The sequence below is a fragment of the Pseudomonas sp. C6002 genome, from assembly GCF_013385805.1.
GTDB lineage: Bacteria > Pseudomonadota > Gammaproteobacteria > Pseudomonadales > Pseudomonadaceae > Aquipseudomonas.
Genome location: NZ_JACAPH010000031.1, coordinates 1 through 25430 on the forward strand (window position 1 = coordinate 1; position 25430 = coordinate 25430).

Consider the following 25430-nt stretch of genomic DNA (forward strand, 5'->3'; position numbering starts at 1 on the left):
GCCAAGGATGGCCCATGACGGCGGCCCACGGTCCAAAGCCGGAGTGAGGGCACACCGAGCCTAAGCGAGGTGCCGAGTGGTGGGGCAAGAGCGTTTTGCTTACTTTTGCGCTGTTCAAAAGTGAGCCGCTGTAAGAGCGGAACCCATATCAGCCATCACCCAAATAACGGATATGCCCCCCAATCAGCGAGCCTTCACAGCCTCAACCCAATCCGGATCCAGCCGCGTCTGGTCAGGCTCAATCCCCAACCCCCGCATCTTCTCCAGATGCTCATCAACCTCGCGCACCAACTGCGCCTGAGAACTCGAATTGGCGTCCAGTTCGTGCATCTGCATCAACCCAAGGTGATAAAACCGCAGCAACTTGATCGCCACCGGATCATTCGCCTTCACCCCGTCAGTCACCTTGTGCATCACATTCGTCACACTCATCAGGCTGCGCTTGAGCTGCCACCCATACACCGCCGGCGCGAACCAGGCCTGGTTCCAGAACGGCCCCCGCACCAGCCCTACGGTAATCAACACCCCGGCAAACACCCCGCCCACATTAAAGCGAAAATTATCCCCCCCAGGCTCACCAAACAGCATCACCGCCAGGCTGGAAAGCACCATCGCCAACACCACAAACAACCCCGCGACTATCAACGTACTGCGTCGCGTCTGCTGGCGAAAAACAATCGGGTCGCACGGTTTGAGCTCAAACATCCAGGGTCAGTCTCCATGGCACAAGTAGGGTTATAACGCCGGCCAGCATCTTCTCATGCTTCACCCGTCGGAGTGACGGTAATCAGGTTGAACGATGGATCAGCGCAATTTCTCTAACCCCTGTAGGCAACCGACCCCCAAGTGAGGTGAACCATGACCCGGTACCAGCAACAGCCGCCCGGCACACCCAACCCCGACCGCACGCCCGGCGAAGAGGAGCGTGACAACGACGCCCTGCGCCCCAACGACCCGGCCGAACGGCAAGACGAAGAAGAGCAGGTCGAGGAAGACCTGGAAAACCTGCACGACAAGGCCCGCCCGCTGTAGACCCGGCGCGCCAAGGAGGTAGTTATGACTAATCGTACAAGCGGCCCGCATTCATCCGAGCATTCCAGCGGCAAGGACGAATTGGGTTTCGACCCCGATTCCCCGGACGTCGCAGACCCACAGGTCGACCCGGTAGGTCCCGCCATTGCCCCGTTGGACAAGCCAGAAAAAACCGGCAAGAAGCCGGCCTATGATCCCCTCGGTGATCTGAAAAAGTGAAACAAGCCCCGCCGTCGTGCGGGGCTTTTTATTCCTCAACCAAGCCGTTTCGGGGCTGTCCATGTCACCTCGGTGATGCCGAACTTCTCCGCCCAGGGACGAGTGGTCTTTTTCACCCGCTCGTGGCCCGGCCGGCCTATCCGCCCCACGTGGGCAATGTCGGCGTCAACGGCCGCCCAATGCCACGCTTCGGCGTTGTTCATGACCTCGGCACGCACCACAAAGGTTTTTGGTTCGCCGTGTAGCAAGTAGTGGATGGTGTAGATCATTGCGGTACTCATGATGCCTCCCTGTCTTGTAGTGAATGGATATAAATCAGTTCAGAAAGGTTCAGAAAGTTTGTGCATCTGAGGGCTTGCATTTGATTCAACCCACAATTGGCAAATAACCGCCGTCAGGGTATTAGTGGTGCTTTCGCCACCGACTCCAGGATTGCGTCATGCCAGAGCTGACCCACAGCCGCCTCTACCTGCAACGTCTGGGCTACGACACGCCGCCTCCGCCCACCCTGCAAACCCTGCAGGATCTGCAGTTGCGCCATGTCAGCACCTTCGCGTTTGAAAGCCTGTCGACCCTGCTGCACGCACCGGTGCCGATCGATTTGCCGAGCGTCGAACAAAAAGTCCTGTTCGACGGCCGTGGTGGTTATTGCTACGAGCTGAACCAGCTGTTCCTGGCCTTGTTGCAGGAGTTGGGCTTCGAGGCGCGGGGCATTACCGGCCGTGTGGTGATGGGGGGGCCACCCGATGCACTGACGGCGCGCACCCATCGGCTGAGCCTGGTGACCCTGGACGGCGTGCGTTACATCAGTGATGTCGGCTTTGGTGGCATGGTGCCCACCAGTCCCTTGCAACTGGACACCGATGCCACCCAGGCCACCGCCCATGAACCCTATCGCCTGAGCCTGAACGAGGGCAGCTACACCTTGTGGGCGCAGGTCGCCGGTGAGTGGCGCGGCTTATATGTGTTCGACCTGCAGGTGCAGTCACACTTCGACTACGAGATCGGTAACTGGTACGTCTCCACCCACCCGGATTCGCCGTTCCTCGGCCAGCTGAAAGTCGCACTGATTGGCCCGGGATTTCGCCGCACGCTGAACAACGGGCAGTACGCGATTCACTACCTGGACCGGGCCAGCGAAAAGCGTGCAATCGAGGACGTCGAAGAGTTGCTGAACCTGTTGCAGGCCAGCTTTGGCATTCGCCTGCCGGCGCATCCGCAGTTGCGGTCAATTCTCGGCCGTTTGCTGGCTCCCGTCCAAGACGCTTGATATAGAGCCTTCGCTGAACCGTTTTACCTCGAAAAAGGTGCAAATTAATTCGAACCTTTCGCCAAAACGAGGGTTCGAAGCGTTTCCTGAATAATTTGCCACCTGCAATGGAGACGTAAAACGATGTCCAAACTATTCGGAAAGATCCTCAAGAATTCCTCGGTCCTGGCCTTGATCGCGGCACCTGGTGTGGTGTTCGCCGCAGCGCCGACCGACCCGATTTCCACCTTCGGGATCCTCGGCAGCTACAACGACTTCAAACTCGAAGGCGGTAGCCAAAGCGACAAGGACCACATGCCTGAAGCCGGCCTGTTCTATAACTTCGGCAACAAGCTGACGGCTGAATCCGGCTTTATCTACCAGGCCGGTATCGAAGCCAAGTACGGCGAGAAGAGCGACAACAAGCTCAAGGAAGGCCAGGCCGACCTCGACCTCGGCTGGCGTGCCGCGCTGGATGCGCGCAACTTCGTCGACGTGCTGGTGGGTGGCGGCTACAGCTGGACCCGCTACGAGCCGGACTCGGGCGACTACGACATGAAACTCACCAACAAATCGCCGTTCGCCAAGGCGGCCCTGGGCTACAACCACCAGTTCGATGACATGACCATGCGTGTTGAACTGGGCGCCCGCCATACCATCGACGGCCGCGCCAAGCTCAAGGTCGACGGCATCGGCAGCGACACCGTGGACCTCAAGGACCGCACCAACCCGTACGCCGAAGTCAGCCTGCTGATGAACCAGAAAGGCGATCTGCCAGTGATGGCGGGCCTGTACTACACCCGCACCGAGTACAAGCTCGATGACGATTCGTACGTGGCCGACAACACCAAGCTCAAGCGTGACGAGTACGGGTTCAAGGTCGGTATAGCCTTCTAAGCCCACCTCGATTCTAACGGTGGGAGCGGGCTTGCTCGCGAATGCGGTGTATCAGTTAAAAATTTTGTGACTGACACACCGCATTCGCGAGTAAGCCCGCTCCCACATTTGATCGGCGTTGCGGCTCAATCAACTGTCCGCCCAAGCCCCCCTTTCTGTCCCCCAATACCCTCAACGCCGCGCCCTGGCTGCCTTAGTGTGGATCACGCTTTCACACAATAAGAGAGAAGGTGGCTATGCGGGCAATCAACCCCCGTCGCATCAGTCTGCTGCTGGCCGTGACCTGCCTGCTGACAGCCTGTGACGACAAACCGAAACATCCCCCCGAACGCGCCACGGCGGCCAATGCCATGCCCGGCGACGCAGCCCTGGCCCAGGTCTACGACACCAGTTGCAAGCTGTGCCACGCCAACCCGGCCTCCGGTGCGCCGCTGACCGGTGACGGCCCGGCCTGGAGCCCGCGCCTTGCCCAGGGCCCGGACATCCTGCTGGACCACACCATCAACGGCTACAACGGCATGCCCCCGATGGGCCTGTGCGTGCAGTGCTCCGAAGAGCAATTCCTGGGGCTGATCAGCTTTATGTCGGGTCAACACATCCAATAAGAATAACGGGGTAGGCGATGGGGCTTTCACGGCGAGAATTATTGCAGCGCGGCGCGGTAGCCGGCGCGTTCATGGCATTGACCAGTAACCCGGTACTGGCCCAGCTGGCCCGGGCACCGCGGCTGATTCCCTGGCGCAATTGGTCGGGGGCGCAAACCTGTCTGCCCCTGGCGCGGCTGGCGCCGAAGAACCTTGATGAACTGGTGCGGGTCATCGGCCAGGCACCGGGCAAGGTGCGGCCGGTGGGCTCGGGCCATTCGTTCAGTGCCCTGGTGCCCACCGACGGCACGCTGCTGTCCCTGAGTTACTTCAATGGCCTGCTGGATCACGACCCGCAAACCGTGCAGGCCACCTTCGCCGCCGGCACGCCGATGTCGCGCATGGGCCAGGCCTTGAAAGACGTCGGGCAGGCGCTGCCGAACATGGCGGATATCGACTACCAGACCCTGGCCGGGGCGATCTCCACTTCCACCCACGGCACCGGTGTGGGCTTCACCTCATATTCCGGTTGCGTCACCGGCCTGCAACTGGTGACCGCCCAGGGTGAGGTGCTGGAGTGCGACGCCAAGCGCCACCCCGAGGTGTTCAGTGCCGCCCGGGTGTCCCTCGGCGCCCTCGGCGTGGCCACCCAGGTCCGCCTGCAAAACCGCGCACCGTACCGCCTGCGGGAGCGCCAGTGGATCGCCAAGACTGAAGAACTGCTGGAGGACGTGGCAAAGAACACCCGGGAAAACCAGCACTGGGAAATGCTCGTGGTGACCCATTCCGACTACGCCCTGTCCATCGCCCTGAACGAAACCACCGACCCCGAAACCCCGCCCATCGACCCGGCGGAGGCGGGCGGCAACGAGTTTGTATCGATCATCGAGAAACTCGACAAATACGGCAGCGATTTCCCCGAGGCCCGGCGTACCTTGCTCAACAGCCTGCGCTTTTTTGCCAGCTTCGATGACCGCGTGGCCGAGTCGTTCCAGGTGTACGCCAACGTGCGCAACGTGCGTTTCAACGAGATGGAATATTCGGTGCCCGCCGAGCACGGACCGGCATGCCTGCGGGAAATCCTCAAGCTGATCAACGACAAGGACCTGCGCACCTGGTTTCCCATCGAGTACCGCTACGTCAAGGCCGATGACATTCCGCTGAGCATGTTCGAGGGCCGCGACAGCTGTTCGATCTCCGTGCACCAGCACTACACCATGGACCACCACAACTTCTTCGCCGCCGTAGAACCGATCTTCTGGAAATACGCCGGTCGCCCGCACTGGGGCAAGTTGCACACCCTCAATGCGCGCACCTTGCAGCCGCTGTATCCGCGCTGGGAGGAATTTACCCGAGTGCGCCGCGAGCTGGACCCCAGCGGCAAATTCCTCAATGCGCACCTGTCGTCTATTCTGGGAGTGGCCTGATGAACCGCAGACATTTCATGCTCGGCACCGGCGTGTTGCTGGTGGGTGGTGCCATCTTGCTGAGGCCGGGCGACCGGGGCAGCCCTTACACCGAGTATTTCCGCAGCCTCAACCAGGAACTCAAGGCCCATGGGCCGATGCGCCCGGTGATGCTGATCGACCTCGATCGCCTGGACCACAACATCGACGTGGTGATGCAGTCAGTGCAGCGCGGCGGCAAACATCTGCGGCTGGTGGAGAAATCCCTGCCGTCGCCGGGGCTGCTGGCGTACATCGCCAAGCGAGCCGGCACCCAGCGCTTGATGTCGTTTCATCAGCCATTTCTGAATCACGACGCCCAGGTGTTTCCCGACGCCGACATCCTGCTGGGCAAGCCGTTGCCGGTGCGTTCTGCCGAGCTGTTTTACCAAACCCACAAGGGCCCGTTCGACCCGTCCCGCCAGCTGCAATGGCTGCTGGACACGCCCGAGCGCTTGCAACAATACCTGGCGCTGGCCCAGGGGTTGGGCACCAAACTGCGGGTCAATATCGAGCTGGATGTGGGCCTGCATCGCGGCGGCATCAGCGACAACGCGGTGCTGGGGCAGATGCTGACGATGATCAGCGCGCATCCGCAGCAGCTGGAATTCAGCGGGTTCATGGGCTACGACCCGTTCGTGGGCATGGGCGTGCCGGGGATTCTCGGCTCGCCCCAGGACCTGTTCGACAAAGTCATGCAGCGCTACAACGGCTATGTGGATTACACCCGCCAGCACTTTGCGCCGCTGTGGCGCGACGGGCTGACGTTGAATACGGCAGGCAGCCCGAGCTATCGCATTCACGAGCAGGAGAAGCTCAGCAGCGAGGTGTCGGTGGGCACGGCGTTGCTCAAGCCGACGCACTATGACTTGCCGTCGCTGAGCGAGCATGTGCCGGCGGCCTATATCGCAACGCCCGTGTTGAAAAGCACCGGGCCGGTGGACATTCCGGCGCTGGACGGCAAGTCGCGGTTGTTCTCGTGGTGGGATGCGAATCAGCGCGCCACGTTCTTTATTTATGGGGGCAACTGGATGGCGGAGTTTGAATCGCCCAGGGGGTTGCAGAGCAATGACCTGTATGGGCGCAGCTCCAATCAGGAGATGGTCAATGGTTCGCCCAAGGTGGGGCTGAACGTGGAAGACCAGGTGTTTCTGCGCCCGACCCAGAGTGAGTTTGTGCTGCTGCAGTTCGGCGATTTGCTGGCAGTACGGGGCGGTAAAATTGTCGACGCTTGGCCGGTCTACACCTGACAACGCCGTCCCACTGTAGGAGCGAGCTTGCTCGCGAAAAACCCAAGGACGACGCGGTCTTCCAGGCAGCCCGCGTTATCGTTGACGTTTTTCGCGAGCAAGCTCGCTCCTACAGTTTTTGTCGGGTTTACAGGGCAAACGGAATCGTCAGCTTCGCCCACAACATGTCGCCTTCCGGGCGGTTCTGCACATCAAACTCCTTGGCCCAGCGCACCTCGGCACTCGCATACTTGAGGAAGGTGAAATACACCGCCGGACCGATCGCAAACACCTGGCCCTTGACCCCGTCATCCACATCTTCGCCATAGATGTTCACCACGGTATGCCCGTATTGCTTATCGTCGGTGGTCTGCTTGAGGTAGTAGCCGTTGAGCCCAAGGCTGAGGTTATCCGTCACCTTGTAGCTGGCCGAGTAGTCGAAGTGAAAAATCTGCCCCGACCGGTAATGGGTGTCGGGGTTTTCCTTGTTGAAGCTGTAGGTGGTCTTGATCGACAGCTCAGTGCGCTCGTTGGGCATCCAGGTCGCCGACACCAACGGTTTGTAGGTGTAGAAATTGTTGCTGGTATTGGCCAGGCGCGTGGCGTCGTATTCGCCGGTGGGCAGGGTGATTTCCAGGGCGGTGCCCACTGTCAGGTTCCTGCCCAGGTCCCAGAGGATGATCGGCGCCACGGTGGTGTCGCCCATGCTTTCCCGGGTGTCGGACATGCCGAACAGCGACACCTGTTGCTTCAGGTACGGCTGGGCGATGTAGCCGCCCAGGCGCCCGCCGAATACCCGCAACGGGCTGAGGTAATCCAGGCGCGGGATGATCGCGTCGGACTTGATCTTCACGTCCGGCACCTTGCCACCCAACGAGCTGATATCGAGCTTCCTGGCTTCGTAGTGGTTGTAATAGATGTTGAAGGCGAACATGTGGTCGGGCAGGTTGTTGACGTCCAGCGGCAGGATGTAGAAGCCATCGGTGCCGGGGCCGATGTTGTCGACGCCGCCTTCGGTGGCAAGGGCCGGCAGGCTGATGAGGGTCAACAGGGCGAGTTGCACGGGGTAAAACGCACGGGTCGTGTTCATGTCTGGGCTCATTATTATTATCAGGACGACGCTGCCTATAGAAATAAGCCCTCGGCGCCCGGCGGGGCAGGGTATTGGCGGCCACATAGGGGGACTTTGGCGGACAGCTTTCATCCAGAGTGCAGCAGTTCTTGCAAGAGCCTATGATTGTCAGGATGTTTCCAAAACAAGAACTGAAGCACTCAGTCGGGAATCGAAGATCCATGCAAAGGAAAGCCGTTGATCCGCACTATGACCTGGCCCTGGTCTCGCCATTTCTGTTGCAAACCCTCGGCCAAGTGGTCGCGCAAAAAGGCGTGAGCGCCGAGCACCTGTGCCGTGGCCTGGGATTCACCCTGGCCGACCTGGACGACCCGGCCCAGCGCATTTCCTATCGCCAGGCGGTAGCGATGATCCAGCGTGCACTCAAGGTGTTGCCCGACCAGGGGCTGGGCCTGTGGGTAGGCCATCAGAACGTACTCGGCACCCTGGGCCTGCTCGGCCATGTGATTTCACTGTGCAAGACGTTGCGCGATGCGTTTGCCATCGGGGAACGTCATCAGCACACCTCCGGTGGTATCGCCACCTCGCGCACCCATGAAGGCCCCCAGGAAGTTTTCGTCGATATCGAATGCCTGCTGCCCTACGCCGAGGTGCAGGTGTTTGCCGCCGAGGAGTTTTTCGCCAGCCTGATGGTGTATGGCCGCGCCCTGGTGGGCGAGGGCTTCATGCCGCTGCGGGTCGAATTTATCCACGCCGCGCCCACCTATGTCGCTGACTATCACCAGCTGTTAGGTACGGATGTGCGTTTTGGCTGCCTGCATAACCGCATGGTCCTGGCCAGCCACTGGCTGGACGTGCGGCTGCCCAATCACCATGCCCTGGCCTTGCGCCAGGCCCTGGAACTGCTGGAACTGGAAAGCGCGCAACTGCATCAGAAAATGGATTTGATCCAGGCGGTGGAGCGCGCGATTTCCCGGGATTTGCAGGGCGGCCATCTGGAAAAGGTCGCCAGTGACTTGAACATGAGCGGGCGTACCTTGCGCCGGCGCCTGACCGAGCATGGGCTGACGTTCGAGGGCTTGCTGGAACAGGTGCGCAGGGCAAGGACCATGGGCTTGCTGAGCAACCCGGGGTTGTCCATCGAACGGATCACCGAGGAAGTTGGCTACAGCGATGTGCGCAGTTTTCGGCGGGCGTTCAAGCGCTGGACCGGGCTGAGCCCCAGTGCGTTTCGCGGTGAAGGCGCAGGGCCGGGGTGATCGTCAGGATTGGCCCCATTGGCTACCTGATCTTTCCCCGGATTGGCTATTTGTCCAATGCCCCCTCGTCACTACTCTAGACACCAATCCCCACTGTTCTGGAGTATCACCATGCAAGCTCGTACCGACTTCTACACCGCTTCCCCGGATGCCATGAAAGCCATGCTGGCCCTGGAGGCTGCCGTCGGCAAACTGTCCATCGAACTGCCGCTGCTGGAGCTGGTGCGCCTGCGTGTGTCACAGATCAACGGCTGCGCCTTCTGCCTCGACATGCACACCGCCGACGCCCGCAAGGGGGGCGAGACCGAGCGCCGCCTGTACACCGTGTCGGCCTGGCGTGAAACGCCGTTCTTCACCCCCCGTGAACGCGCCGCGCTGGCCTGGGCCGAAAGCCTGACCCTGCTGAGCCAGACCCACGCACCGGATGCAGACTTCACCGAACTGGCCGCCCACTTCAGCCCGCAAGAGCAAGTCGACCTGAGCGTGGCGATCGCCACCATCAACAGCTGGAACCGTCTGGCGGTGGGTTTTCGCAAGATGCCTAAATAACCCGACAAGACGCCGGGATGACTGATCGTTCCCGCGCTCTGCGTGGGAATGCCGCCCCGGACGCTCTGCGTCCAGCGGGCGATGCAAGGCTCAAGTCTTGTGTACGGGTGACGCGGAGCGTCACGGGATGCATTCCCACGCAGAGCGAGGGAACGATCAATGAAGCCGATCTACCACCGGGTTACAGCCAGTCGGCATTCACTTGAAGTAACCCCGTGGCGTGGCGCCGGTCATGGCCTTGAAGAAGGCGATCAGCGCACTGTCACTGGCAAAGCCCAACTCAAAGGCGCAGTACCCGAGACTGCGCCCGGTGGCGAGCAACTCGATGGCGCGCATCAGGCGCCACTGCTGGCGCCATTGCTGATAGCCCATGCCGGTTTCCCGCTGGAAGATCCGGCCGATGGTTTTGCCGCTGGCGGCCACCTGGCGTTGCAAGGCTTGCAGCTCCGGTGGCAGCGCGTCGAGGTTCTGCAATAACGGCGCCAGGCGTTTGTCCGTGGGCAGGGGCAGCAGCAGCGGTTGCTCGACTGCCTCGCGGATTTCACTCAGGCACAGCGCCAGCAAATGCGCGTATTTGCCCTGTTGCCAATCGGTGTCGAACGCCGCCATTGCCATGGGCTCCAGCACCGCCCGCAGCAGCGCACTCACCTCAATCACCCGCACTTGTGCCGGCAACTGCCCGGCCAATGCCGGGCTGACATACACCGAACGGTAATCCACGGTCTGTTGCATCACTGCCCGGTGCGGCACACCGCCGGGAATCCACGCTGCCCGAGTGGGCGGCAACAGGCACAGTTGGTTGGCCAGGGTAATGCGCGTGCAGCCCTGTTGGGTGAACAGCAATTGCCCGCGCTGATGCTGATGTACACCGGAGTCGTGATCACCCAGCAGGGCGGCGATGCCCACCACGGGCGCGTCGAAGCGGTCGGGATCGAAAGGTGTCTGCGCCGCCAGCCATGCCATGGGATGTCCGATTTCATTGATAAGGTGTCGAAGTCTGGATAATACGCCAGCTGCCGCTGTTTAGACTCCCTGGCCTGTTTACTCGTGAAGAGCGTCTGGATGATGTTGAAAAACTTGCTGGTGCTGGCGGTGGCGCTGCTGATGTTCCCGCAAATCGCACAAACCCTGTATAGCCCTGCGCTGGCGGATATCGGCCAGGCGTTTGCGGTAGGGCCCGAGGCGGCGGGGCAGACCTTGTCGGTGTACTTTCTGGCCTTCGCGTTCGGGGTCGTGGTGTGGGGACGCTTGTGTGACCGCTTCGGCCGGCGCCCGGTGATGCTGGCCGGGTTGGCCCTTTATGGCGCGGCCACAGCGCTGGCCTTGGGCGTGCGTTCGTTCAACGGCCTGTTGCTGGCCCAGGCGGTGGCGGCGTTTGGTGCGGCGGTGGGGTCGGTGGTGACGCAAACCGTGCTGCGCGACCGCTTCAGCGGTGCCGGGCTGGCGCAGGTGTTTTCAGTCGTGGGCATTGCCCTGGCGGCCAGCCCCGCCATTGGCCTGTTCACTGGCGCGGGCCTGGTGCAGCACTTTGGCTATCGCGGGGTGCTCACAGGCTTGTTGCTGCTGGCGCTGACGTTATTGGCCTGGTGCCTGTGGGCCTTGCCGGAAACCCGCCCGGCCTCGCTGCCCACAGCGTCGTTGCGCGGCACCCTGGGCCTGATGCTCAAGGATGCGGCGCTGTGGCGTTCGGTGGGGCTGGTCGCGGTCTTCAATATCGCGCTGTTCAGCTATTACAGCCTGGGGCCGTTTGTGTTCCAGCGCCTGGGGTTGTCTGCCGAGCAGTTCGGCTACAGCGGCGTCCTGCTGGCGTTGGGCTCGGGGCTTGGGGCCTGGCTCAACAAGGGGTTGCTCAAGCGCGGGGCCGGCAGCGAACAGCTGGTGCTGGCAGCCGGTGGCGTGATGTTAGTGGGCAGCGTGCTGGTGGTGCTGTTACAGGACCGTTGGCTGTTCGTGTTGCCGATGCTGTTGGTGGTCATGGCCTTCGGCATGGCGATTCCCAATGTCCTGGGGGCGGCACTCACGGCTTATCGCGACCGCCTTGGCACCGCCGGTGCTTTGTTCGGTTTGCTGTATTACCTGGTGATCGGGGTGGGGTTGACCCTGGCAGCCTGGGTCCAGCAGTTGGGCTGGACCCTGTTGGTGTGCGCCTTGGCGGCGCTATGCCTGGCGATCCCGCGTACCGTCAGAAATTGACCGTGGCACTCAAGCGCGCCGTCAACGGCGCACCCTGGAACAGGTAGTCATCGCCCATGTATTCGCCAGCATCGCGCCAGTAACGCTTGTCGAACAGGTTGTCGACGCTCAGGCGAAACACCGTTTCATAGCCATCGAGTTTGGTGGTGTAGCGGCTGCCGACGTTGACGATGGCGTAGTCGCCCACTTCCACATCACCGGTGCGATTGGCGTACTTGTTGGCGCTGTATTGCACGCCGCCGAGCAGCGCCAGGCCGTCGACCCAGGGCAGGGCGTAGTCGGCGTACAGACTGGCCCGCAGTTTCGGCACGTTGATCGCCTGATGGCCTTCGTATTCCGGCGTGCCGCTGCCCGTCACCCGTGCACGGATGGCCGCGACGCTGGCGGCGATCTGCAAGCGCTGGGTGGCCCAGCCGTTGGCGGACAATTCCAGGCCGGTGTTTTTCTGCTCGCCCTGTTGCACGTAGGTGTAGTCGCCGGCGGCGTCCGGCTTGGCGTACTGATAGGCCTGGCGAGTCTGGAAGATCGCGGCGGCAAAGCTGATGCGGCGCCAGTCGTATTTCACCCCGGCTTCGATCTGGCGGGAAACTGTCGGGGCGAGGGTTTCATCTTTATTCAGGGCAAACCACGGCGCGGTACCGCCCAGGGACAGGCCTTTGCTGTAGCTGGTGTAGAGCGACAGGTTTTCAATCGGTTTGTAGATCAGCGCCGCCTGGGGCAGGAACACATACTGCCGGGTGTGGCGCGACTCGTTGCCCTGATCATCGAAAGCCTTTTCGTCCAGGCGCACTTCGCGGCCGCCCACGATGGTCTGCCATTGCTCGTTGAAGCTGATGCGGTCGGTGACGAACAGGCCGTATTGGCGGCTGTCGAGGTTGCGATGACTATCGTTCAGGGGCTTATCGGTGGGCGCGAAGTTTTCCGGGTCCTGATTGATATTGCCGGAGCCAATCATCTCGTTGACCGATTCGCGCTTGTCCACCACTCGCCGAAACGCACTGCTGCCAAACGTCAACTCATGCCCCAGGCCACCGGTATTGAACAACCCGGTCATCGCGGCCTGGATTTCATCATCGCGCCGGGTGTCATCAGGGCTGCGGAAGTCATAGATATCGTAGTTGCCTTCCGGGCTGAAGTAGTTCGGTACCTTGGCCCCGGCACAGCTCGCGGACCCGTAGCAGCCCCACGCAAACGAACTGTAATCATCAATCACCACCTTGCTGCGCGCCGCGCTGACGCTGCCTTTCCACTGGTCACTGAAGCGATATTCAAACTTGCCGTTGAGGTTCAGCGAATCAATCCCTACCTGATTCGCACCGCTCTGATGCCCCAGCAGTTTTTTCGGCGACGCGTCGTGCGGCACCTCGGTCCCGCCCAGCAGCTGATAACCCGGCACCGAGCGCTGTTGCTTGTTCTGATACTCGGCATCCAGCTGCAATACCGCGTCGGGGCTGATGTTCCAGTCGAACGCCAGGGACAGGAAATCCCGGTGGCCATTGGCATGTTCGACATAGGAATGCAGGTCTTCATGGGCCACGTTGGCGCGCAGGCCGAACTGCTGCTCGCTGCCAAACCAGCCGCCCACGTCGGTGGCCAGGTAACCACTGCCGCGATCATCGGTGGACACCGTCACCGAGCGCACATCCTCCGGGCGCTTGGTCACGTAATTGATCACGCCGCTGGGCTCGGAAATCCCGCTTTGCATACCCGACAATCCCTTGAGCAGCTCCACGCGCTGCTTGTTCTCCAGGGCAACGTTCTGCTCGCCGGTGATGGTGCGGCCATTGATCTTGTAACTGCTGGCGGCATTCAGCGAGAAACCGCGCACCACGAAGTTTTCGTAGTAGCCGATGGGCGCATAGCTGTCGCCCACCGAGGCGTCATTGCGCAGCACTTCGCTGAGCAAGCGCGCCTGCTGGTCCTTGATCAACGACTCGTTGAACACCGCGATCGAGGCCGGCGTGTCGAGCAACGGCGCCTCATTGAAAGCGCCCACCGACGCGGTGTCGGTGTTATAGCCGGATTCATCCTGGCCCTGGACCTTCACCTCCGGCAGCTCGATATCAGCCGCCTGGCTGCTTCCAATACCTGCGCTGAGCAACAGGCCGAGGGCAAAACGTGAAGGGGCAGCGGGGCGAAGACGCAAAACCATGGGGGAAGGCCTGAGAGCGCAGAGCGGAGGGCGCATAAGCTAGGCATAACGGCGGCGTTTTACAAGTTTTCGAGAATGGTTCGCTTTGAGACGTCCCGTCTCAGCCCGCAGATCAATCCTGCTGCTGCTCGACAGCGGCCCCTGGCAACTGCGATAGACAAGGCTTCTCTCACCGTTGAAGGAGATCGTCATGAGTATCGCTGGAAAAGTTGCACTGGTGACCGGCGCCGGGCAAGGCATCGGCCGGGCCATCGCCCTGCGCCTGGCGCGGGACGGCGCCGACATTGCGTTGGTGGACATCAACAGCGCGAAGATTGAAGCGGTGGCGGCCGAAGTCGTTGCACTGGGGCGCAAGGCCTCGGTGTATGTCGCCGATGTCTCGAAGCTGGAGCAAGTGGTCGCGGCGGTGGACCATGCCCACCAGACCCTGGGCGGCTTCGACATCATCATCAACAACGCCGGTGTCGCACAGATTGACGCACTGCTGGACGTAACCCCGGAACAGGTCGACCGCACGTTGCGTATCAACGTGCAGGGCACGCTTTGGGGCATCCAGGCCGCAGGCAAGAAATTCAAGGCGCTGAAGCAGAGGGGCAAGATCATCAACGCCTGCTCGATTGCCGGCCATGAAGGCTTTGCGTTGCTGGGGGTGTATTCGGCCACCAAGTTTGCCGTGCGCGCGCTGACCCAGGCCGCGGCGAGGGAACTGGCCAGTGACGGGATTACCGTCAACGCCTACTGCCCGGGTGTGGTGGGCACCGACATGTGGGTCGAGATCGACAAGCGCATGGCCGAGATTACCGGCGCCGAGGTGGGGGCGACGTACAAGAAGTATGTGGACGGGATTGCGTTGGGCCGGGCGGAAACGCCGGAGGATGTGGCGGGGCTGGTGTCGTACCTGGCGGGGCCGGATTCGGATTACATGACCGGGCAATCGCCGTTGATTGATGGCGGGATTCTGTACCGCTGAGCTGGCAGAATCACTCGGTCAAAAAATGTGGGAGCGGGCTTGCTCGCGAAGGCGGAGTGTCAGCCACCGGAAATGTTGACTGGTACACCGCCTTCGCGAGCAAGCCCGCTCCCACATTTTTGACCGTGTTGGGTCAGTGCTTGCCGGGCATGTCGATACCCAGCTGGTTAACCCGCCGATACAAGGTCGCCCTGGAAATCCCCAACGCCTGCGCCGCCGCCAGCGGCTTCCATCGATGCCGAATCAACGCATCCAGCACCAACTGCCGTTCCGGGCTGACGCTTTCCGATGTTTCCACCGCAACCGCGTCACCACGAACTTCCACCGGCAAATCCGCCAGTTGAATTGTCCCGCCGTCGCACACCGCACAGGCGTATGCCAATACATGCCGCAGTTGCCGCACATTCCCCGGCCAGGCATAACCCAGCAGCGACTCCAGCGCCGCTGCCGCGATCCCGACCGCAACACCGCTGTGCCGCGCCTCATGCTCCAGAAGCCGATTGATCAATGCCAGTTTGTCCATGCGCTCGCGCAATGGCGGCACACAGAACCGCGCACAGCCCAACCGGAAATACAAATCCTCGCGAAAGCTTCCAGCACTCACCAGCGCCGCCAAGTCCCGATGGCTGGCGCAGATCACCTGGATATCCACCGCCCGGGTTTTTGCCCCGCCCAGCGGCGCCACTTCACCTTCGGCCATTACCCGCAGCAGTCGCGTCTGCAACGCCAGCGGCATGTCGCCGATCTCGTCGAGAAACAACGTGCCGCCATCGGCCTGCAACAGCAGCCCGGTCATGCCCTTGCTGGAGGCGCCGGTAAATGCCCCGGCCACGTAGCCGAACAGTTCGCTCTCGATCAGGTTTTCCGGGATCGCCGCGCAGTTCACCGCCACAAAGGGGCCGTCGCGACGGGCGCTGCGTTCATGCAACTGGCGGGCAAACACTTCCTTGCCGGCGCCGGTTTCGCCCTGGACCAGCACCGGCAGGTTGCGGTCCTTGACCCGCACGGCCAGGCGCAGATGTTCTTCTACTCGCGGGTCTACCTGATGACTCGAAGACACCGTCGCACGTGCAGCCTTACGCCGCGGCGCGCTGACCCGTACCTGCAACGCCCCCGGCTCGCCGAGCCAATGCAACTGCTGCGTCGATTGATCGGTCACGGCGCGCAACGCGTCCAGGTCAAACACTTCGCCGATATGCTCCGGCAACTGCCCGAAGCGCAATCTCAGGGCCTGCCGCGCCTTGCTGTTCAAGGCTTGCAGCCGCCCATCCTGATCCCACGCCAGCAGCATGTCCGGCTGGCTGTCGACGTAACCGGGCGTGCTGTGGGCCTGCAACACCCAATGTTGCCGGGCGCTGTGCATGAAAAACGCGTTCTCGATGGCCCGCGCGCTTTGCGCCACCATCTGCCGCACCAGGTGTTGGCTGCGCCGGTCATCCGGCGATTTCAGGGCGGAGGCGTCCATCACGCCCAGCAGGTTGCCCTGGGGATCAAAGATGGGTGCGGCAGAGCAGGTCAGGCCGATAAACGCCGCACGAAAGTGGTCGCGCTTGTGCACGGTGACCGCGGCCTTGCTGGTCAGCACCGTGGCCACGCCGCAGGTGCCTTCCTCGGCTTCCGACCAGCAGGTGCCCAGGTACAGGCCGGCCTTGCGGCAGTCGTTACGAATGCCGGCGTCCACACGATGGTCGATGGTCTGGCCCTGGGCGTCGGTAAGCATCACGCAGTAATCGGCGTGGCGCACCCGGTTGTGAATCTGCCCGACTTCCTCGCTGGCGATGCGCATGAACAGTTCGGCGCGTTCGCGGCATTCCTTGAGCAGGGTGCTGGTGAGGATGCGCGGCCCTTGCAGGGAGCCGGGGTCGAGGTGGTGCTGCTCCATGGAGCGGCGCCAGGAATCAAAAATCAGCGACGGCACCGGAGCCTGGGGCAGGCGGTCGGCGTTGCGTACCACGCGGCTGACACAGTCGACATGGTCCTTGGAGTTCACGGCGAGCATGGAAGCCTCCGGTTCTCGATCCTTGTTGTTATGCCCGCCATTAAGCGCCCATGGGCCGGGAGGAACAAGGCCGGCCTGACCAACTGCCCGAGGTGAGACGCAGCGTCTCATTGCGCCGCAGACGCTGCGGGCAGGTTGCAACGGCGCGTCTCATTGAACGGCCCACAGTGGCACGTCCACGCTTCCAGACAACTGCTCTGGGTCAAGGCTTTTCCGGGTTTTCCAACGGATTGGCACAGGCCGTGCTGAGTGTCTTGCAGCTGGCCTGATCCAGCCTTTTGTGTGTCGAGACAACCTGGAGAACAACAAGATGTCCACTCACCTGTCCACCGATCAATTGCTCCATGCCTACACCGTGATGCGCACCATCCGTGATTTCGAAGAACGCCTGCATGTGGAATTCGCCACCGGCGAGATCCCCGGTTTCGTGCATTTGTATGCCGGCCAGGAAGCCAGCGCCGCCGGGGTCATGGCCCACCTCAACGATGAAGATTGCATCGCCTCCAACCACCGTGGCCACGGCCATTGCATCGCCAAGGGCGTGGATGTGTTCGGCATGATGGCCGAGATCTACGGCAAGAAGACCGGCGTCTGCGGCGGCAAGGGCGGCTCCATGCACATCGCCGACCAGGAGAAGGGCATGCTCGGCGCCAACGGCATTGTGGGTGCCGGGGCGCCGCTGGCAGCCGGTGCGGCGCTGGCGGCCAAGCTCAAGGGCAGCGCGGGTGTGGCGGTCGCGTTTTTCGGCGACGGCGGCTCCAACGAGGGCGCGGTGTTCGAAGCGATGAACCTGGCCTCGATCATGAACCTGCCGTGCCTGTTCGTGGCCGAGAACAACGGTTATGCCGAAGCCACCGGGTCCGGCTGGTCGGTGGCCTGCAAGGACATTGCCGAGCGCGCCGTGGGTTTTGGCATGCCGGGGGTGATTGTCGACGGCAACGACTTTTTTGCCGTGCACGCCGCCCTCGGCGTTGCGGTAGAGCGTGCCCGCAGCGGTAAAGGGCCGACGCTGGTGGAGGTCAAACTGAGCCGTTTCTACGGCCACTTCGAAGGCGATGCGCAAACCTATCGCGGCCCGGACGAAGTGAAAAACCTGCGGGAAACCGGCGACTGCCTGAGCCTGTTTCGCCAGCGCTGCACCGCCGAAGGCTGGCTCGACGCGGCTCAGTTCGAACGCATCGACACCGAAGTCGCGCAGCTGATCGAAGACGCCGTGCGCCTGGCCAAGTCCGATCCCAAACCCCAGGCCGCCGACCTGCTGAGCGATGTCTACGTCGCCTACCGCTAACCGCCACCCACTACAAAAACAATCCGTGGAGAAGTCATCATGGCTAGAAAAATCAGCTATCAGCAGGCAATCAACGAAGCCCTGGCCCAGGAAATGCGCCGCGACCAGAGCGTGTTCATCATCGGCCAGGACGTGTCCGGCGGCACCGGTTCGCCCGGTGAACAGGACGCCTGGGGCGGCGTGCTCGGCGTCACCAAGGGGCTGTATCCAGAGTTCCCCGACCGCGTGCTCGACGCGCCACTTTCCGAGGTCGGTTATGTGGGCATGGCCGTCGGTGCAGCCACCCGTGGCATGCGCCCGGTGTGCGAGTTGATGTTCGTCGACTTTATCGGCTGCTGCCTCGACCAGTTGCTCAACCAGGCGGCGAAGTTTCGCTATATGTTCGGTGGCAAGACCACCACGCCGCTGGTGGTGCGCGCCATGTACGGCGCCGGCCTGCGTGCGGCGGCCCAGCATTCGCAGATGCTCACCTCGATGTGGACGCATATTCCCGGGCTCAAGGTGGTGTGCCCGGCCACGCCCTATGACGCCAAGGGCATGCTGATCCAGGCGATCCGCGACAACGACCCGGTGATTTTCCTCGAACACAAAATGCTCTACAGCCTCCAGGGCGAAGTGCCGGAAGAGCTGTACACCGTGCCGTTCGGCGAAGCCAACTACGTGCGTGAAGGCAACGATGTAACCCTGGTGACCTACGGGCGCATGGTGCACATCGCCCTGGAAGCCGCAGCTAATCTGGCGCGCCAGGGTATCGACTGCGAAGTGTTGGACCTGCGCACCACCAGCCCGCTGGACGAAGACAGCATCCTTGAAAGCGTGGAGAAAACCGGGCGCCTGGTGGTGATCGACGAGTCCAACCCACGTTGCTCGATTGCCACGGACATCAGTGCATTGGTGGCGCAACGCGCGTTCAGCTTCCTGCGCGCGCCGATCGAAATGGTCACCGCGCCTCACACGCCGGTGCCGTTCTCCGATGCCCTGGAGGACCTGTACATCCCCAACGCGGCGAAGATCGAAGCTGCGGTGCTGAAGATCGCCGACAAGAGGAATGCCGCATGATCCATACACTGACCATGCCCAAGTGGGGGCTGTCGATGACCGAGGGCCGGGTTGATGTCTGGCTCAAGCAGCCGGGCGACCGGGTGGAGAAGGGTGAAGAGGTGCTGGATGTCGAGACCGACAAGATTTCCAGCAGTGTCGAGGCACCCTTCAGCGGGGTGCTGCGGCGGGTGTTGGCCCAGAGCGATGAGACATTGCCCGTGGGGGCATTGCTGGCAATCGTGGTGGAAGGCGAGGCCAGCGAGGCCGAGATTGATGGGGTGATCGAGGCGTTCCAGGCGGGGTTCGTTTCCAGTGCCGCCGAGGCTGAAGCCAGCGGGCCATCGGCACAGAAGGTCGAGGTGGGCGGGCGCCTGCTGCGCTATCTGGACCTCGGGGAGGGCGGCACACCGCTGGTGCTGGTGCACGGCTTTGGTGGCGACCTGAATAACTGGCTGTTCAATCACCCGGTGCTCGCGGCTGAGCGGCGGGTGATCGCCCTGGATTTGCCGGGGCATGGCGAGTCGGGCAAGTACCTGCAAACGGGCGAGCTTGAGGAGCTGAGCCAGGCGGTATTGGCACTGCTGGATTATCTGAAGGTTGACCGGGTACACCTCGCCGGGCATTCCATGGGCGGGCTGGTTTCCCTGAACCTCGCGCGGGTGGCACCGCAGCGTGTGGCGTCGTTGACCCTGATCGCCAGCGCTGGATTGGGTACGCAGATCAACAGTGATTACCTGCAAGGTTTTATCGACGCGAGCAATCGCAATGCACTCAAGCCGCAACTGGTGCAACTGTTCAGCGATCCGGCGCTGGTGACTCGGCAGATGCTGGAAGACATGCTCAAGTTCAAGCGCCTGGAGGGTGTGGAGCAGGCGTTGCGGCAGATCACCGGAGCGTTGTTCAGCGGTGGTCGGCAGTTGGTGGATCTACGCAACGTTGTCGGGCAGCAGCCGAGCCTGGTGATCTGGGGCAGTGAGGACGCAATCATTCCGGCGAGCCATGCCCAGGGGTTGGAGGCTCAGGTGGAGATACTGCCGGGGCAGGGGCATATGGTGCAGTTGGAGGCGGCGGAGCGGGTGAATCAGTTGATGCTGGCGTTTCTTCGGACCTGATCGTTCCCACGCTCCGCGTGGGAACGATCTTCAAATGTGGGAGCGGGCTTGCTCGCGAAGGCGGTGTATCAGTGCCAGATTTATTGACTGACCCACCGCATTCGCGAGCAAGCCCGCTCCCACACAAGCCAGCTCCCACACTTACCTCTGGCGCTTCAGGGTTTCGCTGGGCAACTCCTGAAACAACGCCCGATAACTGTTGGAAAACCGCCCCAAATGCCAGAACGACCAATTCATCGCCACCTCCGCAACGGTGGTGTCCACTGACGGCGGGTTCAACAACTCCCGCCGTGCACTGTTCAACCGGCGCAACCGCAACCACTGCGCCGGGCTCATCCCGGTATACGTCTTGAACCCGTGCTGCAACTGGCGCAACGGCACCCCGGCAATGCGCGCCAGCTGCAGCAGGTTGACGGTTTCATCCGGCACATCCGCCGCCCATTCGCCAATGCGCGCCATGATGATTCGCTCCTCGGTGCGTCGCTGCAATGAGCCCTTGTCGAGGCACACGCAGGCGTTGTCGAGGATGAACAGGCAGTCGTCCAGTAACTGCTGAGTCAGCGCATCACGACTCGGCAGGTCCAGCGTCGCCGACAGCCGTGTCAGCGTGCCGCTGAGCCAGCGGCTGAACAACGGGTTTTGCAGGGAGTTGAGCGGGGCCATGAACAACCCCTCCAGCTTCGCCACATCCAGACCATGGCGCTGGACAAACTGCGGCCCGAACACCACTGCCACTTCGCGGTAGTTTTCCGGGGTGATCCAGGTGTTGCGGCTTTCGCCATTGAGCACGTACAGCGCGTTGTCGCTGCCATCGAAACAGAACGCCAGGGAACCCGGCGGCGCGTTGAAGTTCTGCTCCACCCGGGTGTTCATCCGCTCTTCGTACACCTCGACACCTTGCAGGTCGAGATAGCGGATCTGCCCGGCAAAATGCCCCGGGGACATCTGCTGGTACTGCTGCACCCAACCGGGTGTCGCACTGCATTGAGCGGTCACATCACCGGTGGTGAAGGCCTGTACGCGCAAAGCTGTTGCCTGTGTCATGGGTAACCTGGGCGCACTCTATTGGTGCGTTGTGGTTGGCGCAAAGTGGATAGATGCCGTTGGACGGCTGGCCCAAGATAGACCTCAATGCGCCGCGAGGGAAGCCCGCGGCGCAGCATCCAACCCATGACGAGGTCCTTATGAACGCCCCCTTCGATCAGCTGTCCGCCTGGCTGAAAGAACACAAGATTACCGAAGTCGAATGCGTGATCAGTGATTTGACTGGCATCGCACGCGGCAAGATTTCGCCCACCAACAAGTTCCTGCATGAGCGAGGCATGCGCCTGCCGGAAAGTGTGTTGCTGCAAACGGTAACCGGGGACTTTGTCGACGACGATATCTACTACGACCTGCTGGACCCGGCCGACATCGACATGATCTGCCGCCCGGTGTCCAACGCCACCTACGTGGTGCCATGGGCCATCGAGCCGACGGCCATCGTGATCCACGACACCTTCGACAAGCAGGGCAACCCCATCGAACTGTCGCCGCGCAACGTGCTGAAAAAGGTCCTGCAACTCTATACCGACCAGGGCTGGCAGCCGATTGTCGCGCCGGAGATGGAGTTCTACCTGACCCAGCGCTGCGAAGACCCGGACCTGCCGCTGAAGACCCCGCTGGGCCGTTCCGGTCGCGCCGAAAGTGGCCGCCAGTCGTTCTCCATCGACGCTGCCAACGAGTTCGACCCGCTGTTCGAAGACGTCTACGACTGGTGCGAAGCCCAGGGCCTGGACCTCGACACGCTGATCCATGAAGACGGCCCGGCGCAGATGGAAATCAACTTCCGCCACGGCGACGCCCTGGACCTGGCCGACCAGATCACCGTGTTCAAACGCACCCTGCGCGAGGCTGCACTCAAGCACAACGTGGCGGCCACCTTCATGGCCAAACCGGTGGCCGACGAGCCCGGCAGCGCCATGCACCTGCACCAGAGCGTGGTGGAGATCGCCACCGGCAAGCAGGTGTTTGTCGATGAGCACGGCAACAAGAGCCAACTGTTCCTCAACCACATCGGCGGCCTGCAGAAGTACATCCCCAAGCTGCTGCCGATGTTTGCGCCTAACGTCAACTCGTTCCGCCGCTTCCTGCCGGACACCTCGGCACCGGTCAACGTCGAGTGGGGCGAAGAAAACCGCACCGTCGGCCTGCGTGTACCGAGCTCCAGCCCCGACGCCATGCGCGTGGAAAACCGCCTGCCGGGTGCCGACGCCAACCCGTACCTGGCCATCGCCGCCAGCCTGCTGTGCGGCTACCTCGGCATGATCGAAAAGGTCGAGCCCAGCGCCCCGGTGGAAGGCCGTGCCTACGAACGCCGCAACCTGAGGCTGCCGATCACCATCGAAGACGCCCTGGCGCGCATGGAAGAGTGCGACACCGTCAAGCAGTACCTGGGGGACAAGTTTGTGCGCGGCTACGTCGCGGTCAAGCGCGCCGAACACGAGAACTTCAAGCGGGTGATCAGCTCCTGGGAACGTGAATTCCTGCTGCTGAGCGTCTGACGACTCGTCCGTAGCTTAGCGAGGCTGCGTCGGGCCCACCGCAATTGTGTCTGATACAACGCTACGCAGCCTCGCCAAGGCTCGACAGCTGCTACGGGCAGAATGGCTGGATGAATACATAAAAATCAATCAAGCAAAGGGGTGTCGATATGCGTCTGGTGAAAAAGCTTCTCCCGCTGGCCTTGGCGGCATTGTTCAGTAGCGCGGGTCATGCCGCGCAGACGGTCAGTGTGTACAACTGGACCGACTACATCGGTGAGACCACCTTGGCCGACTTCCAGGCCAAGACCGGGATCAAGGTGATCTACGACGTGTTCGACTCCAACGAAACCCTGGAAGGCAAACTGCTCGCCGGCCGTACCGGCTACGATGTGGTGGTGCCGTCCAACCACTTCCTGGCGCGCCAGGTAAAGGCCGGCGCGTTCCTCAAGCTGGACCGTTCGCAGCTGCCCAACTTCAAGAACCTCGACCCCAAGCTGCTCAAGCTGCTGGAGAAAAACGACCCGGGCAACGAGCATTCGGTGCCGTACCTGTGGGGCACCAACGGCATCGGCTACAACGTGGACAAGGTCAAGCAGGTGTTGGGCATCGACCATATCGACTCGTGGGCCGTGCTGTTTGAACCGGAGAACATCAAGAAGCTCCACGAGTGCGGCGTCGCGTTCCTCGACTCGGCGGATGAACTGTTCCCGGCGATCCTCAACTACATGGGCAAGGACCCGCGCAGCGAGAATCCCGAAGACTACAAACAGGCCGAGGCCAAGCTGCTGACCCTGCGGCCGTACATCACTTATTTCCATTCCTCCAAGTACATCTCGGACCTGGCCAACGGTGATATCTGCGTCGCCTTCGGTTATTCCGGCGACGTGTTCCAGGCGGCCAACCGCGCCAAGGAAGCCAAGAACGGCGTGAACATCGCCTACTCGATCCCCAAGGAAGGCAGCAACCTGTGGTTCGACCTGCTGGCCATCCCGGCGGACGCCGCCAACCCGAAAGCCGCCCACGCCTTCATCAACTACTTGCTGGACCCTGAAGTGATCGCCAAGGTCAGCGCCAGCGTCGGCTACGCCAACCCGAACCCGGCGGCCAAGGCCTTCATGGCCCCCGAGCTGGTGAACAACCCCGAGATCTACCCGTCCCAGGAAGTGCTCGACAAACTCTACATTTCCACCACCCCGACGCCCGCCGTCATGCGCTTGATGACGCGGTCCTGGAGCAAAGTGAAGACCAACAAATGAACCGTTCCTCCTCCGACCACGCTCGTTCCTATTACCTGGCTTCGGCCAACGCCATGCCCCGGCGCCCAGCGCTGGGGGCTGACCTGACCGCCGATGTGTGTGTGATCGGCGGTGGGTTCACCGGGGTCAACACCGCCATCGAACTGGCCCAGCGTGGGCTGTCGGTGATTTTGCTGGAGGCCCGGCGGATTGGCTGGGGCGCCAGCGGGCGCAATGGCGGGCAGTTGATACGCGGGATTGGGCATGACGTATCGGGCTTTGCCAGGTACGTGGGGGAGGAGGGCGTGCGTTACCTGCAGCAGGCCGGGATCGATTCGGTGGCGCTGGTGGGGGAGCGGATTCGCGAGCACGGGATTGACTGTGATTTGCGCTGGGGGTTTTGCGAGTTGGCGAATACGCCGGCGCAGTTTGCGGCGTTTCAGGGGGAGCTGGAGAGCCTGGCTGCCTTGGGGTATGCGCCTGAAACGCGGTTGGTGGCATCGCAGGATATGGCGCAGGTGGTTGGCTCAGGCTTGTATGCCGGTGGCCTGGTGGACATGGGCTCCGGGCATCTGCACCCGTTGAACCTGGTGCTGGGGGAGGCTGGTGTGGCCGAATCCCTTGGGGTGCGGATCTTTGAAGACAGCCCGGTGCTGGAGTTGATCCATGGCGACACGGTGCAGGTGCGTTGCGAGTTTGGCAGCGTGCGCGCCGGTAGCCTGGTGCTGGCGTGCAATGCGCATCTGGAGGAATTGGAGCCGAAGTTGAGCGGCAAGGTGTTGCCAGCGGGGAGCTACATCATTGCGACCGAGCCGCTGTCGGTTGGGGTGGCTGATCAGTTGATTCCGCAGAACCTGGCGTTGTGTGATCAGAAAGTGGGGTTGGATTATTACCGGCTTTCGGCGGATCGGCGCTTGTTGTTTGGGGGGGCTTGTCATTATTCGGGGCGTGATCCGGTGGATATCGCGGGGTATATGCGGCCGAAGATGCTCAAGGTTTTTCCGCAGTTGGCGAATACCGCGATTGAGTTTCAGTGGGGGGGGAAGATCGGCATCACCGCCAATCGCTTTCCCCAGGTGGGGCGCCTGAAGCAGCATCCGAATGTGTTCTATGCCCAGGGGTATTCGGGGCATGGGTTGAACGTGACTCACTGGTGTGCGCGGTTATTGGCCGAGGGGATTCAGGCTGGGCAGAGTCGGGGGTTGGATGTTTTCAGCCAGGTGCCGCATATGACGTTTCCCGGGGGGAAGGTGTTGCGTTCGCCGCTGCTGGCGTTGGGGATGTTGTGGTATCGGGTGCGGGAGATGGTGGGGTGATTGATTGTGTACATATCCGTTTCTTCGGTAACGGCCACCTAGGGTTTCGCTCTTACAGCGAGTC

Annotated in this window: 24 protein-coding genes; 17 read left to right on the forward strand and 7 right to left on the reverse strand. The window is 62.0% G+C overall.

Annotated elements, in window-relative coordinates; all coding sequences use genetic code 11:
- Positions 1–183 precede the first annotated feature (183 nt).
- Positions 184–705, reverse strand: a complete 522-nt coding sequence (locus tag HX817_RS23290; protein WP_087693365.1) for a DUF3087 family protein — start codon at positions 703–705, stop codon at positions 184–186.
- Between the two features lie 153 nt (positions 706–858).
- Here HX817_RS23290 and HX817_RS23295 point away from each other — a divergent pair, with 153 nt between their 5' ends.
- Together HX817_RS23295 and HX817_RS23300 are read left to right on the forward strand one after the other, a co-directional pair.
- Positions 859–1032 (forward strand): hypothetical protein, encoded by a 174-nt coding sequence (locus HX817_RS23295; RefSeq protein WP_003210891.1) that lies wholly within the window; start codon positions 859–861, stop codon positions 1030–1032.
- A gap of 24 nt (positions 1033–1056) precedes the next feature.
- A complete protein-coding gene (locus HX817_RS23300) occupies positions 1057–1251 on the forward strand; it encodes a DUF6021 family protein (protein WP_003210890.1) in 195 nt (64 codons plus the stop codon).
- A 35-nt stretch (positions 1252–1286) separates the two neighbouring features.
- On the opposite strand, the gene HX817_RS23305 is transcribed toward HX817_RS23300, so the two are convergent.
- A complete protein-coding gene (locus HX817_RS23305; RefSeq protein WP_023658994.1) occupies positions 1287–1532 on the reverse strand; it encodes a DUF6555 family protein in 246 nt (81 codons plus the stop codon).
- Between the two features lie 158 nt (positions 1533–1690).
- Between HX817_RS23305 and HX817_RS23310 the strand changes: the two genes are divergently transcribed.
- From HX817_RS23310 to HX817_RS23330, 5 genes are all read left to right on the forward strand, one after another.
- On the forward strand, positions 1691–2521 hold the full coding sequence (locus HX817_RS23310) for an arylamine N-acetyltransferase (protein WP_177009875.1): 831 nt from the start codon (positions 1691–1693) through the stop codon (positions 2519–2521).
- A gap of 123 nt (positions 2522–2644) precedes the next feature.
- Entirely contained in the window at positions 2645–3397 is a 753-nt protein-coding gene (locus HX817_RS23315) for an outer membrane beta-barrel protein (RefSeq protein WP_003210885.1), read from the forward strand.
- A gap of 236 nt (positions 3398–3633) precedes the next feature.
- Entirely contained in the window at positions 3634–4002 is a 369-nt protein-coding gene (locus HX817_RS23320; protein WP_177041326.1) for a cytochrome c5 family protein, read from the forward strand.
- Positions 4003–4079: 77 nt separating this feature from the next.
- Complete coding sequence (locus HX817_RS23325; protein ID WP_177041340.1) at positions 4080–5408, forward strand: D-arabinono-1,4-lactone oxidase; 1329 nt, start codon at positions 4080–4082, stop codon at positions 5406–5408.
- A gap of 59 nt (positions 5409–5467) precedes the next feature.
- Entirely contained in the window at positions 5468–6676 is a 1209-nt protein-coding gene (locus tag HX817_RS23330; protein WP_177041342.1) for a DSD1 family PLP-dependent enzyme, read from the forward strand.
- A 127-nt stretch (positions 6677–6803) separates the two neighbouring features.
- Here the strand turns inward: HX817_RS23330 and HX817_RS23335 are convergent, their stop codons facing one another.
- Positions 6804–7745: a transporter gene (locus tag HX817_RS23335; protein WP_102368644.1), complete on the reverse strand. Its 942-nt coding sequence runs from the start codon at positions 7743–7745 to the stop codon at positions 6804–6806.
- A 203-nt stretch (positions 7746–7948) separates the two neighbouring features.
- Here HX817_RS23335 and HX817_RS23340 point away from each other — a divergent pair, with 203 nt between their 5' ends.
- Positions 7949–8986: an AraC family transcriptional regulator gene (locus tag HX817_RS23340; RefSeq protein WP_177041328.1), complete on the forward strand. Its 1038-nt coding sequence runs from the start codon at positions 7949–7951 to the stop codon at positions 8984–8986.
- A 111-nt stretch (positions 8987–9097) separates the two neighbouring features.
- Positions 9098–9535: a carboxymuconolactone decarboxylase family protein gene (locus HX817_RS23345; protein WP_003219182.1), complete on the forward strand. Its 438-nt coding sequence runs from the start codon at positions 9098–9100 to the stop codon at positions 9533–9535.
- A 198-nt stretch (positions 9536–9733) separates the two neighbouring features.
- Here the strand turns inward: HX817_RS23345 and HX817_RS23350 are convergent, their stop codons facing one another.
- Complete coding sequence (locus HX817_RS23350; protein WP_177009872.1) at positions 9734–10498, reverse strand: helix-turn-helix transcriptional regulator; 765 nt, start codon at positions 10496–10498, stop codon at positions 9734–9736.
- Positions 10499–10597: 99 nt separating this feature from the next.
- Here HX817_RS23350 and HX817_RS23355 point away from each other — a divergent pair, with 99 nt between their 5' ends.
- Positions 10598–11728: an MFS transporter gene (locus HX817_RS23355; protein WP_003219178.1), complete on the forward strand. Its 1131-nt coding sequence runs from the start codon at positions 10598–10600 to the stop codon at positions 11726–11728.
- On the opposite strand, the gene HX817_RS23360 is transcribed toward HX817_RS23355, so the two are convergent.
- Positions 11718–13880 (reverse strand): TonB-dependent siderophore receptor, encoded by a 2163-nt coding sequence (locus tag HX817_RS23360; RefSeq protein WP_003219177.1) that lies wholly within the window; start codon positions 13878–13880, stop codon positions 11718–11720. The genes HX817_RS23355 and HX817_RS23360 overlap by 11 nt on opposite strands.
- Before the next feature lie 190 nt (positions 13881–14070).
- On the opposite strand from HX817_RS23360, the gene HX817_RS23365 reads away from it, so the two are divergent.
- Positions 14071–14850, forward strand: a complete 780-nt coding sequence (locus tag HX817_RS23365; protein WP_087694141.1) for an acetoin reductase — start codon at positions 14071–14073, stop codon at positions 14848–14850.
- A gap of 133 nt (positions 14851–14983) precedes the next feature.
- Here the strand turns inward: HX817_RS23365 and HX817_RS23370 are convergent, their stop codons facing one another.
- Positions 14984–16849: a sigma-54-dependent Fis family transcriptional regulator gene (locus HX817_RS23370; protein ID WP_177041330.1), complete on the reverse strand. Its 1866-nt coding sequence runs from the start codon at positions 16847–16849 to the stop codon at positions 14984–14986.
- Between the two features lie 310 nt (positions 16850–17159).
- Between HX817_RS23370 and HX817_RS23375 the strand changes: the two genes are divergently transcribed.
- Genes HX817_RS23375 through HX817_RS23385 form a run of 3 tightly spaced genes read left to right on the forward strand, consistent with a single transcriptional unit; the run spans position 17160 to position 20290 of the window.
- Positions 17160–18137: a thiamine pyrophosphate-dependent dehydrogenase E1 component subunit alpha gene (locus HX817_RS23375; RefSeq protein ID WP_003219159.1), complete on the forward strand. Its 978-nt coding sequence runs from the start codon at positions 17160–17162 to the stop codon at positions 18135–18137.
- A 39-nt stretch (positions 18138–18176) separates the two neighbouring features.
- Positions 18177–19196, forward strand: coding sequence for an alpha-ketoacid dehydrogenase subunit beta (locus tag HX817_RS23380; RefSeq protein ID WP_177041332.1), 1020 nt, complete (start codon positions 18177–18179; stop codon positions 19194–19196).
- Positions 19193–20290, forward strand: a complete 1098-nt coding sequence (locus HX817_RS23385; RefSeq protein ID WP_177041334.1) for an acetoin dehydrogenase dihydrolipoyllysine-residue acetyltransferase subunit — start codon at positions 19193–19195, stop codon at positions 20288–20290. Before HX817_RS23380 ends, HX817_RS23385 begins: the two co-directional genes overlap by 4 nt.
- Before the next feature lie 141 nt (positions 20291–20431).
- Here HX817_RS23385 and HX817_RS23390 read toward each other — a convergent pair whose 3' ends face one another.
- Complete coding sequence (locus tag HX817_RS23390; protein WP_177041336.1) at positions 20432–21334, reverse strand: helix-turn-helix domain-containing protein; 903 nt, start codon at positions 21332–21334, stop codon at positions 20432–20434.
- A 140-nt stretch (positions 21335–21474) separates the two neighbouring features.
- On the opposite strand from HX817_RS23390, the gene HX817_RS23395 reads away from it, so the two are divergent.
- From HX817_RS23395 to HX817_RS23405, 3 genes are all read left to right on the forward strand, one after another.
- Positions 21475–22833 (forward strand): glutamine synthetase family protein, encoded by a 1359-nt coding sequence (locus tag HX817_RS23395; protein ID WP_003219154.1) that lies wholly within the window; start codon positions 21475–21477, stop codon positions 22831–22833.
- Between the two features lie 149 nt (positions 22834–22982).
- On the forward strand, positions 22983–24071 hold the full coding sequence (locus tag HX817_RS23400) for a polyamine ABC transporter substrate-binding protein (protein WP_003219153.1): 1089 nt from the start codon (positions 22983–22985) through the stop codon (positions 24069–24071).
- Positions 24068–25366: an FAD-binding oxidoreductase gene (locus HX817_RS23405; RefSeq protein WP_177041338.1), complete on the forward strand. Its 1299-nt coding sequence runs from the start codon at positions 24068–24070 to the stop codon at positions 25364–25366. The genes HX817_RS23400 and HX817_RS23405 overlap by 4 nt, the downstream gene beginning before the upstream one ends.
- Positions 25367–25430 lie beyond the last annotated feature (64 nt).